Annotated in this window: 13 protein-coding genes; 1 reads left to right on the top strand and 12 read right to left on the bottom strand. The window is 36.4% G+C overall.

Annotated features, from left to right (window positions below):
- Positions 1–8 precede the first annotated feature (8 nt).
- The 7 genes from REI64_RS14470 to REI64_RS14440 form a co-directional block, all read right to left on the bottom strand.
- Entirely contained in the window at positions 9–1,163 is a 1,155-nt protein-coding gene (locus REI64_RS14470) for a hypothetical protein (protein WP_308850851.1), read from the bottom strand.
- A 26-nt stretch (positions 1,164–1,189) separates the two neighbouring features.
- The gene (locus tag REI64_RS14465; protein ID WP_308850850.1) at positions 1,190–2,008 is read right to left on the bottom strand and encodes a hypothetical protein; all 819 of its coding nucleotides are present in this window, start codon (positions 2,006–2,008) and stop codon (positions 1,190–1,192) included.
- Between the two features lie 24 nt (positions 2,009–2,032).
- On the bottom strand, positions 2,033–2,614 hold the full coding sequence (locus tag REI64_RS14460; RefSeq protein ID WP_308850849.1) for a YcxB family protein: 582 nt from the start codon (positions 2,612–2,614) through the stop codon (positions 2,033–2,035).
- A 135-nt stretch (positions 2,615–2,749) separates the two neighbouring features.
- Positions 2,750–3,388, bottom strand: coding sequence for a hypothetical protein (locus REI64_RS14455; RefSeq protein ID WP_308850848.1), 639 nt, complete (start codon positions 3,386–3,388; stop codon positions 2,750–2,752).
- 89 nt (positions 3,389–3,477) lie between these two features.
- The gene (locus REI64_RS14450; protein WP_308850847.1) at positions 3,478–4,548 is read right to left on the bottom strand and encodes a DUF6688 family protein; all 1,071 of its coding nucleotides are present in this window, start codon (positions 4,546–4,548) and stop codon (positions 3,478–3,480) included.
- Positions 4,549–4,578: 30 nt separating this feature from the next.
- Positions 4,579–5,598, bottom strand: coding sequence for a hypothetical protein (locus REI64_RS14445; RefSeq protein WP_308850846.1), 1,020 nt, complete (start codon positions 5,596–5,598; stop codon positions 4,579–4,581).
- Between the two features lie 86 nt (positions 5,599–5,684).
- Positions 5,685–6,047 (bottom strand): hypothetical protein, encoded by a 363-nt coding sequence (locus REI64_RS14440; RefSeq protein WP_308850845.1) that lies wholly within the window; start codon positions 6,045–6,047, stop codon positions 5,685–5,687.
- A 479-nt stretch (positions 6,048–6,526) separates the two neighbouring features.
- Here REI64_RS14440 and REI64_RS14435 point away from each other — a divergent pair, with 479 nt between their 5' ends.
- Positions 6,527–9,121 (top strand): AsmA-like C-terminal region-containing protein, encoded by a 2,595-nt coding sequence (locus REI64_RS14435; protein ID WP_308850844.1) that lies wholly within the window; start codon positions 6,527–6,529, stop codon positions 9,119–9,121.
- A 134-nt stretch (positions 9,122–9,255) separates the two neighbouring features.
- Here REI64_RS14435 and REI64_RS14430 read toward each other — a convergent pair whose 3' ends face one another.
- The 5 genes from REI64_RS14430 to REI64_RS14410 form a co-directional block, all read right to left on the bottom strand.
- Positions 9,256–9,672, bottom strand: a complete 417-nt coding sequence (locus tag REI64_RS14430; protein WP_308850843.1) for an arsenate reductase ArsC — start codon at positions 9,670–9,672, stop codon at positions 9,256–9,258.
- Positions 9,673–9,803: 131 nt separating this feature from the next.
- A complete protein-coding gene (locus tag REI64_RS14425; protein ID WP_308850842.1) occupies positions 9,804–10,274 on the bottom strand; it encodes a DUF6428 family protein in 471 nt (156 codons plus the stop codon).
- 56 nt (positions 10,275–10,330) lie between these two features.
- The gene (locus REI64_RS14420; RefSeq protein WP_308850841.1) at positions 10,331–10,657 is read right to left on the bottom strand and encodes a metalloregulator ArsR/SmtB family transcription factor; all 327 of its coding nucleotides are present in this window, start codon (positions 10,655–10,657) and stop codon (positions 10,331–10,333) included.
- Positions 10,658–10,986: 329 nt separating this feature from the next.
- A complete protein-coding gene (locus REI64_RS14415; RefSeq protein ID WP_308850840.1) occupies positions 10,987–11,439 on the bottom strand; it encodes a hypothetical protein in 453 nt (150 codons plus the stop codon).
- A 235-nt stretch (positions 11,440–11,674) separates the two neighbouring features.
- Positions 11,675–12,361, bottom strand: coding sequence for a hypothetical protein (locus REI64_RS14410; RefSeq protein ID WP_308850839.1), 687 nt, complete (start codon positions 12,359–12,361; stop codon positions 11,675–11,677).
- Positions 12,362–12,465: the final 104 nt, after the last annotated feature.

Raw genomic sequence — 12,465 nt, 5'->3', positions numbered from 1 at the left:
TCATCATTTTATAGCAGCGTAATTCCCAATTCACCTAAATAAGCTTTTGGCAAATAAATCTCCCCAGTTTTAGGATTGTAGTAAAATCTGCTATCCTCTTTGCCTTTAATTTCAATATAAATTTTGCTGATGTGGTCCATCAATTTAACTTTTGTAGAGGCTTTAGCTTCAAAAATGCGTTTGCTAATTTCTTCGGTTTCTTGCAAGGCGAAAATGGTATTGCCATTCTCCAATTTTTTGATGTAGAAGAAAGGCTTAAAAGGTTTTTTCTCTTCGGGTTCGCTATAAGGATTTTTGCTCTTTATTCCAGAAGAAGCCATCATCGGTGGCGCACTAACATAGCCATTTTCAGCACTTGGCATGGTGCTAAGTTTAATTTTTAACAGCTTTTCAGCATAATCAAACAGCTTATCTTCATCGGGCTTTGCCAAAACAAAAGCTTTTACCAAAACCATTTTGGCATTGTACAAGCGGTGGTTACTACCCTGACTTAAAATAATGTAATCGAAAATTGGGTCGCTTTCTTTTATTGACTTAAGTGTAATCGTTTCAATTTTTACAATTCTTTCATCTTTCGTTTCTTCAGGCATTTTGTAAAGAGCAAAGTATTTATCAAAGCCCTTATCTACAACAGGTTTTAAAGTTTCATCATTAGTTAAAACTATATGATGCCTTTTCAACTCCCTAATTTTTGGAGGTAAAAATTTGCCGTTTTTATCTTTCCCGCCAGGTACGTAAGGGTCTTGGGCATAATATCTAGCAATAATGTAGTTTCCAGCGTTGTAAAATTCATCGTAATCTCTACCATAAGGAATGGTTTTGTCTGTTTCTTCGCTTAAAAGATACTTTTTACCTTTGTTGGTAATTCGAGAATATTGCACACCTTTTATTCGTACTTCGTTGCTGTAAACACTTTCGAACAGAGCTTTTGCACCAGTTTTAGTATTAAAAATAATGTCGGGTTTATCGCTAAAATCTTGCAGGTAAATCTGGTTTTTAACGGGCACAGTTGTAGAAAACTTGTAAATTGGTTTTATAGCTTCGTTACCTAAAGTATCAGTTATGCCATATTTGCCATTTACGCTAAATTCTAAATATTTTTGCTGTGCCAGCGCTAGGTTAAATGTAAGAGCCAGTGCGATTAATAAGATTATATTTTTCATTTTAGAGGTTGATGTTATTTTAGAATTTAATACCCTGTAACCAGCAAATTTCTCGATGCTTTTAAACTGCATTTTTGAAATTTGGTATACGCTAAGGCTGCCTTGCTACGGGCTTGTTCAGCTGTGCCGCCATTAACGTAGCTGTTTAGTGCATCGTGTAAAATATAGGCTTCGGGTGCCATTAGTCCGGTTGTCCAAACAACTGGGTTTGCTTTTGCGGCGGTTAAATGCGGTGCAAAATATTTCTTGCTAATACAGGCTAAAATTATCGCATCGCGTTGTTTGCCATCGGCATTGGCAAAGTTTTCGTTCAATTGGAAATCCATTAAACCATCGTGCCCTATGTAAGCCACCATCTTTGCATTGCCATTTATACCAATGGCAGTTTTGTTAATTTGGATGGTGTCTTTCAACTGTCCGGCGGCGCTGTAAAGAAAATCTGTAGTTGTTTTTTTGATGTATTGGCCATCGTAAGCATCGGCAACGAGGTAATAATTTTTGCTGACGTGCTTAAACACCAAGCGCTCCATTCGTATTTTATCCAGCTTTCGTGTTTTAAGCAACTTCCATTCCTTGCTTTTTTTGAAATAGGTTTTTACACCGTAAGCACAGCCCCAATATAAGTTGTTAGCAGGGTCTTGTCCGTTGCCAATAGCTTTTGGAACTGGTACAATGCCCTGATATTTGTTGTCGCAAAGCGCTACAAAAACGTGGATGGTTTTAGTTGCAGCATCGTAATTGGCTACATTTTTCATCTGGCTTTTGGCAATAGCCGATGGTTTTGGTTTGGCATCGCAACTGCTAGCTAGGGCGATGACCAGGATGCAGATTTTTAATAGTTTCATAGTAGGATTGTTTTGTGCAAAAAGTTAGCCCCAAATTTCTTTACCGTTAAATTTCTTGTTCATGATATGTTTCTGCGCCATTAAAAACAATCTAAAATCTTGTAAATCTGCTTCGTTATCAAAAGCTTTTTTCGGAATTATCGAATGCTTTCTACCGATAAACAAAATAATAAACTCTTCGTTTTCTGCTTTTTTAGTAAATGTTTTCCAGCTCACAAATCCGTCTGTTGCGCTGTGGTTATCTTGCTCTACAATCTGCTGTTTGTAGGCTAATCCCTCTGGTATTAAATTAACCGTGAAATTGCCTTGGTAGTAAGGACTTTTTTTAAATGCGTAAACGGGTAAGTAGAAATAATTAAGCGCAACAGCCAATAACACCAACAGCCACAATAAGCAAACTGCTATCATAATATTTTTCAGTGCTTTTAAAATGAGCGGATTAAATGAACTTGGTTCTTTTATTAACCAAACTAAAGTGCCAACACCAAAAATAAAACAGCTAAAAAAGAGCATAAAATACCTCGCCCTTGGCGTAGGGAAAACATTAAACCGATAAGCTCTTTTGAGCTGTTCTTGGGTGTAAGCGTAATTTAAGGTAATGAGCATTTTGGTTTGGTTGTTGGTTTAACAAGGTCTTCGTTATTGCGAGTTTACGAAGCAATCTATTTTACAAGAAAGATTGCTTCGTCATGCTTCTCCGATGAATCGGAACAAGCTCTCGCAATCATGGGCGATGAGGAGTTACTTAATCTCTTGCCATTTCATCCCTAATTTACCCAAATACAAAGCAAATTGCTGCTTTTCTTCTGGTGTTTTTAGTTTCTGAATTAGCGGAGCAGATTGTTCAGTCCAATTGATGTAAGCTTGGTCACTTGCTTTAATGGCTTGCTGGTCTTTTTCATTGAAAGCATTTTTACGTTGTTGTAAAAGCGTCTCAAAAGCAGCGAGTTGTTGTTCAACTTCAACATTGTCAAAATTCGGCTTCTCCATTGCTGCCATTTTCTCAATGCCTTTTGCTCTCGTTTCTTCAGACGACTGCATCAATTCTTCGGGTGTAGCCTTTTTACCAGTGAAAAATAAAATCGAGAAAAATATCGCAAACGCTGCAATTGCTACAAGAGCGAAAATGCCAGCTTTGCTTCCTGTGTTTTTCCATTTAGTGTAAGCCCAGAAAACTAAAGCTAAACCCAAAGTAAGCATCGAAATAGCTAAGCCCGTATTGCCAAATAATTCGTAAATCGGATACAAAATTCTAGGAATACGATAGCTGTACTGTTCTTGAAAATAAAATGTACCCTGACTAAAAATACCAGCACCGATAAATGTGATGGCTACGGCTTTAATTTTTTCGCCGATGTTTGCTGTGTTGTTGTTTTCCATTAGATAGATGTAAATGTTTGAGGTATGATGTTGTTTGTTAATTATTTTAACGTTCTGCCGCTTGGGTCTTTCTTCTTTAATCTTTAGTCTCAAATCGCATACTGTTTGTTAATTTTTTCTTCTGGTTTTACGCTACACAAATACAGCACTATTAAAAAGAAATACTCTAAAGGTTTCATTAAAATGTAAACTGCGTTTGATGCTTTGGTAGTCGTAATTTTTTTTGATAGGGGATAGCCATACTTATCGTAAAAATCTCTTATCACTTTGTGGAAACGAGGTGCGTTTTCTTGTATCAATTCTTCAAAAGCATTGGCAATTAACAGCTGCCTGTTCACTACAATTTCGTGCCCATGTCTTTTACCTAAGCGAAGTGGTTTTACAACCTTTGGGTCGCCACATACGGCCACAGTACACAAATAATGCCCTTCGTGCTCTAAAAATGGAGGATGCGTTTTTTGCGAAAATGTCCAAGTGGTGGTTTCTGTAAAAACCTTGGTAATGGAATTGGCATCTTGCCCGAAGAGCATTAAAATAGTAACTACAATTATGAAAACTGGAGCCAACATTAAGAAAATCCATAAAGGTTGCTGTTTGGTATTGGCAAGTTTTTGGTTTAATAGGTTTAAATATTTATTACGATAGGCTTTTAAACTTGCAGCACTTGCTTCTTGGTCTACAATTTTGACGAAAACTAGAAATGTCCCCACGAGATAGAACAAGGGCAATAATGCAAATAGAAAAGTTTCGCCACTACGCTCGGTATTGGTGCTGGTTTGCATAATTACCATGATGCTTATGGGTATGCCGATAATTAATAGCACAGCAAATAATGAAAATAGCAGCGGAGGCAACGCTCTACCTTTGTACCAGAGTTTTATTAGTGCTAACATAGATAACACAAAAAATACAATTAACGTAGGTAAATGTCTGGATGCAAATGGCGTATAGCCGCCATCTACAGGATCTATAGCTTCATAATAATCATTGGCATCAATTAGCCACGCTAGGCAAAAGAGCGCTAGAGCGGCAATGAAAAAGCTGATGAAAGCAAACTCGCCAATTACAATAATGCGTTTGGTATTTCGCCTTAACTCTTTGTAGATAAGGAAGCCAATTATTGGACAAAAAATTAGGAATATGATGATAAGGCCTATCATTATCTACGTTTTAGTTTTTTGATTTACGCATTACTTTTTCTTTTCCTTTTTAACCAGAACAGACTTTCCGTTTTCAATTTTATAATGCGTGTAGTGCGTATAAGGGTCGTTTTCATAAACACGTTCCTCTTTAATCAAATGAAATTTTCCACTTTGCCACTTGTAATATTTTGTGCCCTCGTTTCCGTTGCCATCTGCATCAATTGTTTCGGCTTGTTTTTTTACCGAATTGAAAAACATAACGCCCATTTCGTTCAGGTCTTTGTGTTGGATAAAACCACGTTTATCGGGATGGTAAATGAAATATCGATAGGAATAATCACCTTTGGCCAAACCAGGATAGTAAATTGGAAGCTTAAAGTCTAAATAACCGTCAAAGTTGAAGTCTTGCAGCTCTATTTGCGCTTCTTTGGTAAATACATCGTCAAAATCTACAAAAGCCCAACGCATACTTTTATTTACGAAGATTTTTAGCGACTGTAAGTCGAAATAATACTGGGCATCTGCTGGAATGTAATCTAGCTTAACCCTATTTCTGTTAAACTGAAAAATATAACTAGATGGATTAAATGCCTTTAAGTTTTCTCTAGCAACTAATTTTACGGTTAAAGATGGCGCGTTTTTGGTTGGTTTTTGCCAAGAGCCGTTAAGGGCAACTTGGTCTACATAAGCTAACCTAAACGTCCCAGTTTTTTCATAGTAACCTTTTTTATCGTTATAAACACTTTCCTGTAGATTTAGTACACCATATTTTAACATTCCTTCTAGTAAAATTTGCTGCAAATTGCCCGTTTTGGTATAGTAATATTCTCCGCTTACACTGTCGCTTTTTTGGTTTATTTCAAGCTTCATTTCTATTGGGTAACTGCCAACAGTGCCGCTGAAGTTGAGGATAGCAATCACTTTTGCTTCTTGAGCTTTTAATGTTGTTGTGGTGGAAATCGCTAAAAACAAAGCAATTGTTGCGAATAACAAAGAGGTTTGCTGCTTTAGGAAATTACCGTTTTGTATTGTTATTACTAAACTTGTGTTTTTTACTAATTCTATCATGCTATTTACAATTTGGTACTTTGTTTTATCAATTTCATCTGGTACAAATCCAAATCGGTAATGTTGGGTGTATGGTGGTAACTAGTTTAGAACAAGTTGTTTTTTAAGACGTTCCATGGTACGGTAGTGCTTACAAGATAGTTGTCTAGTTTTTGTTGATCTTTTACTGGGATGCTGTCTTTGAATTTTTTAGCGTCCAAGATCCAATCTGAGTAGGCAATACTGAATTGGTTTCTTCTTGCTTTATCCTTAATGTTTGCCGCGGTGCCAAGTTCATTAAAGAGTTCTTCAAATGATTTGAGGTGCTGGTTAAGGTTTTCGTTTTGGAAAGTGGGTGTAACTAGTCCCGCTTTGTCAAAATAATTGATGCCATCTGTTTTGGTGCCGTTTGAGCAGGCATAGCATAAGCTAACCAAAATAATTAGAACTATAGATTTAATCGATTTCATTGGTATGATGTGTTTTTCAGTGACCCGGATTGCAAACCCTATACCAAATTCGATAATGTTGTAAATATGGCTCTAGACTTTGTGTTATGCGCTTTTGAGACGGTTTTAACCCGACGGACCGTTGGGGAAATAAGATGTAAAACCATAAAATAAATTCTACGTTTTGATTTGTTAAAAGAAATGTTACTGCTATTGACACCCAAACCCGATTGTCGTGAAAATACTTTTTGTCTTGTTTGTCATCCAGAGCGTAGCGAAGGATATAGAGTTTCTAGCATTTCAGAAATAGATTCCTCGTTCCTCGGAATGACAGCAGAAGCCAAAAACAAAAAGATTGAAACAAAAGCGGCGCTGTAATTGCTATGGAAAGCTGAACAAAGGTTTTCAAATAACATATCAACTAATGAACCAATGAGCTATTGAACCAACACACTAAAAACCAACGAAAAAACCTATTTTTGTTTCACAAATAACACACCATGAAAAAAGTTCTAATTACCATCGCTATTGTTTTCGCTGTCTTGCTCATTTCTGCGGCGGCTGTTCCTTATCTTTTTAAAGACCAGATTGTTGCCAAAGTAAAATCTGTAATTAACGAGAAAGTAAATGCCAAAGTAGATTTCAAAGAATTTGATTTGACTTTAATCCGTTCGTTCCCAAAAATGGGCATTCGCTTAAACGATTTATCGGTAGTAGGTGTAGATAGTTTTGCTCAAGACACCCTAGCCAACATTAAACAATTACAGCTCGATTTAAATTTGATGAGCGTAATTAAAGGTGAAACCTACGAAATTAATGCTGTGAGTTTGCAAGAACCAACCATTTTGGCGAAAGTGCTAAAAAGCGGTAAAGCCAATTGGGATATCATGAAGCCAGATAGCACTGCGAAACCTGGCGATACGGCAAGCACAGCCTTTAAAGCGGCGCTAGAAAAATACTCGATTGAAAAAGGTAAAATCACTTATGATGATGCTTCTTTAAACTTCTTTTTGCAGGCCGAAAACTTGAACCATAGCGGTAAAGGAAACTTTACGCAAGATATTTTTACGCTAACCACTTTGTCTGATATTGAAAAACTGACGGTAAAATATGGTGGTATTCCGTACCTAAATGGAGTGATTTTAGACGCCAGCTTGCCTTTAGAAATGGACATGAAACAGATGAAGTTCACGTTCGGCGAAAATAAAATCAAGCTGAACGAATTGGTGCTTTCCGCAGTGGGTTATTTGGCTATGCCTAACCAAACCGATATGGTGATGGATTTGAAGTTTGATGCTCAACAGTCTGATTTGAAGAACTTCCTTTCGTTAATTCCTGCTATTTACGCTGCCAATTTTAAAGATATGGAAGCTACTGGAAAGTTTGGTGTAGATGGTGTGGTGAAAGGAACTTACAACGAAAAAACTATCCCAACTTTTAATTTGAACTTGGGCATTGTAAATGGTAAAATCAAATATCCATCGTTGCCATCGGCCATTAACAACATTCAGGTAAAGGCAAATATTGCTAATCCAGACGGAGTTTTAGACCACACGGTAGTGAATATTCCTGCTTTCCATTTAGAGTTTGGCAAAGCGCCATTGGATGGACGTTTGTTGGTAAAGAACCCGATGAGCGACCCTTTTGTAGACATGGCTTTGAAAGGAAACTTAGATTTGAAGCAACTGACCACTATTTTCCCGTTAAAGGATATGACAATTTCTGGAGTGTTGTTGGCTGATGTGCAAGCTGCAGGTAGAAAATCATCAATTGATAAAGGACAATACCAAGACTTTAAAGCTTCGGGACAAATGCAGGCGACCAACTTTGTTTACGCTGGTAAAAATGTACCGATGCCAGTAAGTATTCCATCTGCAAAAATGACTTTCAGTCCGAAGAATATTACGTTGGCTAATTTAAGTGCGAAGCTAGGTAAAAGTGACTTTGATGCGAATGGTTCTATCAATAACTATTTGAACTACGTTTTTAAGAAGAACCAGTTGTTAGAAGGTACATTTAATCTTGCTTCAAATTACATCGATGTAAATGAATTGATGGGACCGGCTGCTGCGGAAGAAACGAAATCTAAAGAAGAAGTTCCATTGACGGTTTTTGAAGTGCCTGCAAATATCAATTTCAACATGGCTTTAAAAGCTAATCAATTAAAGTATGATAAATACGACATTAAAAATGCCAGAGGTGCTTTGCAGGTAAAAGATAGAACGGTTTACTTCAAAAACTTAGGCTTAGATATGGTTGGCGGAACGGTGAGAATGAACGGTTCGTACGCGACAATCAATCCTAAAAAACCAAAGGTAGATGTAGATTTTGGAATGGAAAAAATCGACATTCAGCAGGCGTTTAATACTTTTAATACTGTGAAATTATTAGCCCCAATTGCACAATTTGCCAAAGGAACTTTCTCTACCAATTTAAAATTCAATTCTGATTTGGATGAGAAAATGATGCCAATTTATTCATCGATTAATGCAGAAGGTTTGGCAAATATCATCCAAGCAATTGTTGATGGTTTTGAGCCAGTAACCAAATTGGCAAATACCTTAGGTGTAACCGAATTGAAAAAACTAGAGGTGAACGACTTGAAAACGAAGTTCAGGATTGATAACGGTCGTTTAATTGTAGCTCCTTTTGATATCAAAGTAAAAGGTGTTGCTATGAATGTTCAAGGTTCTAACGGTATAGACCAATCTATGGATTACGATTTGATTTTAAATGTGCCAAGGGCGATGTTAGGCACCAAAGCTAATGAAGCTGCAAATTCGGCAATGGCTGCATTAAACAGTAAGCTGGGAACAAACGTAGCTATGGGCGAAACCATTAAAATTAACGCTGATTTGTTGGGTACTTTCTTAAAACCAAATATCAAGCTAAAATATGGTGCAGGAGAAGGAACTGCTGGTAGTGCTGCAAAAGCGGTGGTTAATCAGGTAGTAGCTGAGAAAAAAGCAGAGCTAGAAGCTAAAGCCAAGGAGAAAGTAGATACTTTGAAGAAAAAGGCGGTAGATAAAGCAACTACTGAAATTGGTAATAAGCTGAAAGGCTTGTTTAACAAGAAGAAAAAGGATACGTTATAGCGATATCAATTTGTAGACGAATATGTTAAACTTCGTAAGTTTTTAAATGGCTAAGCACTCACATTACCATAAAAAAAATGATAAAGAAAAGTTAAACTTACGAAGTTTTTTATATTCCTTTTTCGCACATAGAATTATAAATTTTCAGAAACAAAACTCTCGCAATAAGCTTTAATTTGCTGTCTTACTTTTCTAAATTCTTCGGTAATTTCTTCGTTTGTTCCTGTTGCTTTGGCTGGGTCTGGAAAATTGTGATGAAACTTTTTAGCTTTTGTAGAAAAGAATGGACAACGTTCCTTGGCATTATCACAAACGGTAATTACGAAATCAAAATCGATGTTTCGATATTCGTCTATGTTGTTGGAGCTGTGGTTTGAAATGTCAATTCCATCTTCCTTCATCGTTGCGATTGCTTTCGGATTTACGCCATGGGTTTCTACACCTGCACTTAAAATTTCGGCTTTTTGTCTTGCGAAATGTCTTAAATACCCTTCCGTAATCTGGCTTCTGCAACTGTTTCCGGTACAAAGCACCAATACTTTTTTTGTCATAATTTTAAACGAATAACCAAATGATATTGATGATACAAAATTTTGGGTCGAAGCCGAAAATTAGTTGCAACACAATAACAGCTATGGTGATGATGATTGGTCTTCTGTATTTTATCAATTTTTCTTTCATATTAACAGCAACCTGAATTTGGTGTGCAGCCAGATTGGGCTACTGGCAATCCCACTAAATTAGTCTTTTGTTTTTCTGGTGGAATTCCGCAAGCATCTTGTGCCAAACAAGCAGTTGTTTTGTTCTTTAACAGAAAGGTTTTTCCGTTAAATTCTAAATCATATTTGCCTATGGTTTCCGATTGATATTCCACTTCAATTTCAAAATCTTGAATGTTTAGTTTTTCTTCAGAAAGTTTAATGATGCCAAGTAGCTTTTGGGGTTTCAGCCGATGTTCAAAGTCATTTGCATTCCACAGTTGAAAGTTTACTACTTTTTCTGTGCGGATTACGCCACCACAATCGATGAAGTTTTTGGTGATCATTCCTACTTCTGTAACGTGAAAATGTTCTGGAACAAATGTTCCGTCTTCTAATTGAAATTCAACATTTTCTAATTTTGACAAAATGAGTTTTATGTCTGATAATTTCATTGCTTATTATTTATAGTTTAATTGCAATATTACGATAGTTTTGCGTAAAAGAATGCTTAGCAGCATTTGCTTTTGGAAACAGTTTCTATAATTTTCGAAAAATAAACATTTAAAATTTCGATTGTTTTTTCGTCAATGCAGTAGCAAATTGAGTTTCCTTCGATATTTCCTTTTATAATTCCAGCATTTTTCAATTCTTTCAAATGCTGAGAAACCGTTGGTTGGGCCAATGGAAGTTCATTCACAATGTCGCCACAAATACATTCATTTACTTTCATTAAATACTCGATAATTGCAATTCTTGCAGGATGTCCCAACGCTTTTGCGATGGTTGCAATTTGGTTTTGCCTTTCTGTGAAATGTTCTGTTTTTGTTGCTCCCATTTTTTGTTAATTGTATATTGCAATATTACGATAATAATTTTATCAAGCAATATTTTTTTGTCAAGTGTTGAAATTTATTACGAACGGTTGTTATGGGTTGACGTATGACGGTTGGCAGGTTCAAGTTGAACCTAATTTACCTACACAAATTACCCATCATACTAAACTAGCGTAAGTTTTGAGTGCTTTATGTTGTTTATTAATTACTTAACTTACATTAACAGATAGAACTGTTTTCATCTCGACCGAAGTTGAGAGATCTTTTTAAAATAATTGGAAAAAATATTCGCCGGAGGCTTAACTTAAAACATGTTGTCATGTGCCGTTTTTTATCGGTTCACTTTTGTCATTTTTATGGTGTCTGTCGGATTTCTTAAACCAATCAGATTGTTCTTTTCAATTTTCATTGTCGCAGAGTCGGTTTTTAATACCCATTTGCCATTTTCGTACTCACAGCGTCCGTCTAAAAAGTCCCAAGAAGAACCGGGATTTAAGCTATAACTCATACTAAATTCGTTTGTTTCTTTCCACCTTATCAACGAAAATGTGGTGTCGGCTTTTTGAAAAGTCCAACTTTCCAATCTTTTATTTTGGTATCTGTCAATTCCTTTTCCAAATAAGTAAAACATTATAGTTGACGCTATAATAGAGTTTACAAGAAATACTTTTGAATACTCTCTTTTTTTCACGAGGAAAAGTATCCCCGCTATTACTAGATTAACAACAAAAACAAAAGGAACTAAAAGAATAATTCCTATTGAAACACTTGGGTCTGGGTTCATTTGATACACCCATAGCCAAATCAGTCCAAAGTCAATAATAGCAAGGCCTAATATTTTGTATAGTGTCCTCATTCGTGGTGTCGGTCTTTAAAATGCTACATAACGTTTTGCAGGTTTACGTTGAGCCTTAATTACTTGCACAACAGAACCTGTCGTACTAATCTAAATAAATAAATCAAATTATTGTGTTTGCACTTCACCCGAGGCTTGACTTGAGCCTGTTGTTATGTGATGTTTATATTTTAGGTTTTCTTACCGTCAAGTTTATAGGGTTTTTAGAATAAACTGCGTTTGCTTTGATGTCCTCTCTTTTGGTCAACAAACTGTCGAAAAATAATTTTCCGTTTCTGATTTCATAAAAGCTAGATGGACGGTAGTACATAGAGTCGGGGTTGGGATGCATTTCCGTGAGGTCAAAACCGCCGTATTCTATAAAGCCATCTCCGTCAATGTCGGTAAAAGGCTTCGTCTTGCTTTTAGGATTGCCGTCGAAGACACTTGATGATAGATAAGTCATCTTTTTGTTCTTAATGTCGATGGAGTAAGCAGACAGGTAGTCTAGGTTTGGGTGACCGTCACATTCCATAAATAGGAGCACACTTCCCTTTTCGACAATAATCCTGCTGTATTTACTGCTGTCGACGAGGTAATTCCCAGTATCCGTAAATATCTTCTCTCCATTCAAAAAGAACGTTTGACGATAAATGCTGTAATCTTTAGGATTGTAGTAACCTCTTTTGATAGCAATTGTATTCGAGCCATCAATTTTTAAAAAAAGAGAAACATAGCTTGTATCAACATTAGTTTGTGTGGTCGGTTTTACTATTTCAACCAAAGTGTCGACCATTGACTTTTCGACAGGTTTTTGTTGATTTGTGCAACCGATTAAACTTAGTAGAATTGGAATTAGGATACGTTTCATTTCAATATCACATAACGGTTTCGGGCTTTGCGTTCGGGCGGGTTTCGGAGCACAAAACTGTCTGCCAGCACTGAACTTAAATAGAAGCACAAATCCCCAAGTTT

The organism is Pedobacter sp. (assembly GCF_031119335.1).
In the GTDB taxonomy this organism is placed as follows: Bacteria; Bacteroidota; Bacteroidia; order Sphingobacteriales; family Sphingobacteriaceae; genus Pedobacter.
Note: the sequence above shows the minus strand (reverse complement) of the source record. Positions and strands in the feature narration are given on the sequence as shown.

Bases quoted from the DNA above. Each gene is read 5' to 3' on its own strand.
- REI64_RS14460 (WP_308850849.1), bottom strand. From the start codon at position 2,614: ATGCTCATTACCTTAAATTACGCTTACACCCAAGAACAGCTCAAAAGA.
- REI64_RS14455 (WP_308850848.1), bottom strand. From the start codon at position 3,388: ATGGAAAACAACAACACAGCAAACATCGGCGAAAAAATTAAAGCCGTA.
- REI64_RS14430 (WP_308850843.1), bottom strand. From the start codon at position 9,672: ATGACAAAAAAAGTATTGGTGCTTTGTACCGGAAACAGTTGCAGAAGC.
- REI64_RS14415 (WP_308850840.1), bottom strand. From the start codon at position 11,439: ATGAACCCAGACCCAAGTGTTTCAATAGGAATTATTCTTTTAGTTCCT.
- REI64_RS14410 (WP_308850839.1), bottom strand. From the start codon at position 12,361: ATGAAACGTATCCTAATTCCAATTCTACTAAGTTTAATCGGTTGCACA.
- REI64_RS14435 (WP_308850844.1), top strand. From the start codon at position 6,527: ATGAAAAAAGTTCTAATTACCATCGCTATTGTTTTCGCTGTCTTGCTC.
- REI64_RS14465 (WP_308850850.1), bottom strand. From the start codon at position 2,008: ATGAAACTATTAAAAATCTGCATCCTGGTCATCGCCCTAGCTAGCAGT.
- REI64_RS14420 (WP_308850841.1), bottom strand. From the start codon at position 10,657: ATGGGAGCAACAAAAACAGAACATTTCACAGAAAGGCAAAACCAAATT.
- REI64_RS14445 (WP_308850846.1), bottom strand. From the start codon at position 5,598: ATGATAGAATTAGTAAAAAACACAAGTTTAGTAATAACAATACAAAAC.
- REI64_RS14470 (WP_308850851.1), bottom strand. From the start codon at position 1,163: ATGAAAAATATAATCTTATTAATCGCACTGGCTCTTACATTTAACCTA.
- REI64_RS14440 (WP_308850845.1), bottom strand. From the start codon at position 6,047: ATGAAATCGATTAAATCTATAGTTCTAATTATTTTGGTTAGCTTATGC.
- REI64_RS14450 (WP_308850847.1), bottom strand. From the start codon at position 4,548: ATGATAGGCCTTATCATCATATTCCTAATTTTTTGTCCAATAATTGGC.
- REI64_RS14425 (WP_308850842.1), bottom strand. From the start codon at position 10,274: ATGAAATTATCAGACATAAAACTCATTTTGTCAAAATTAGAAAATGTT.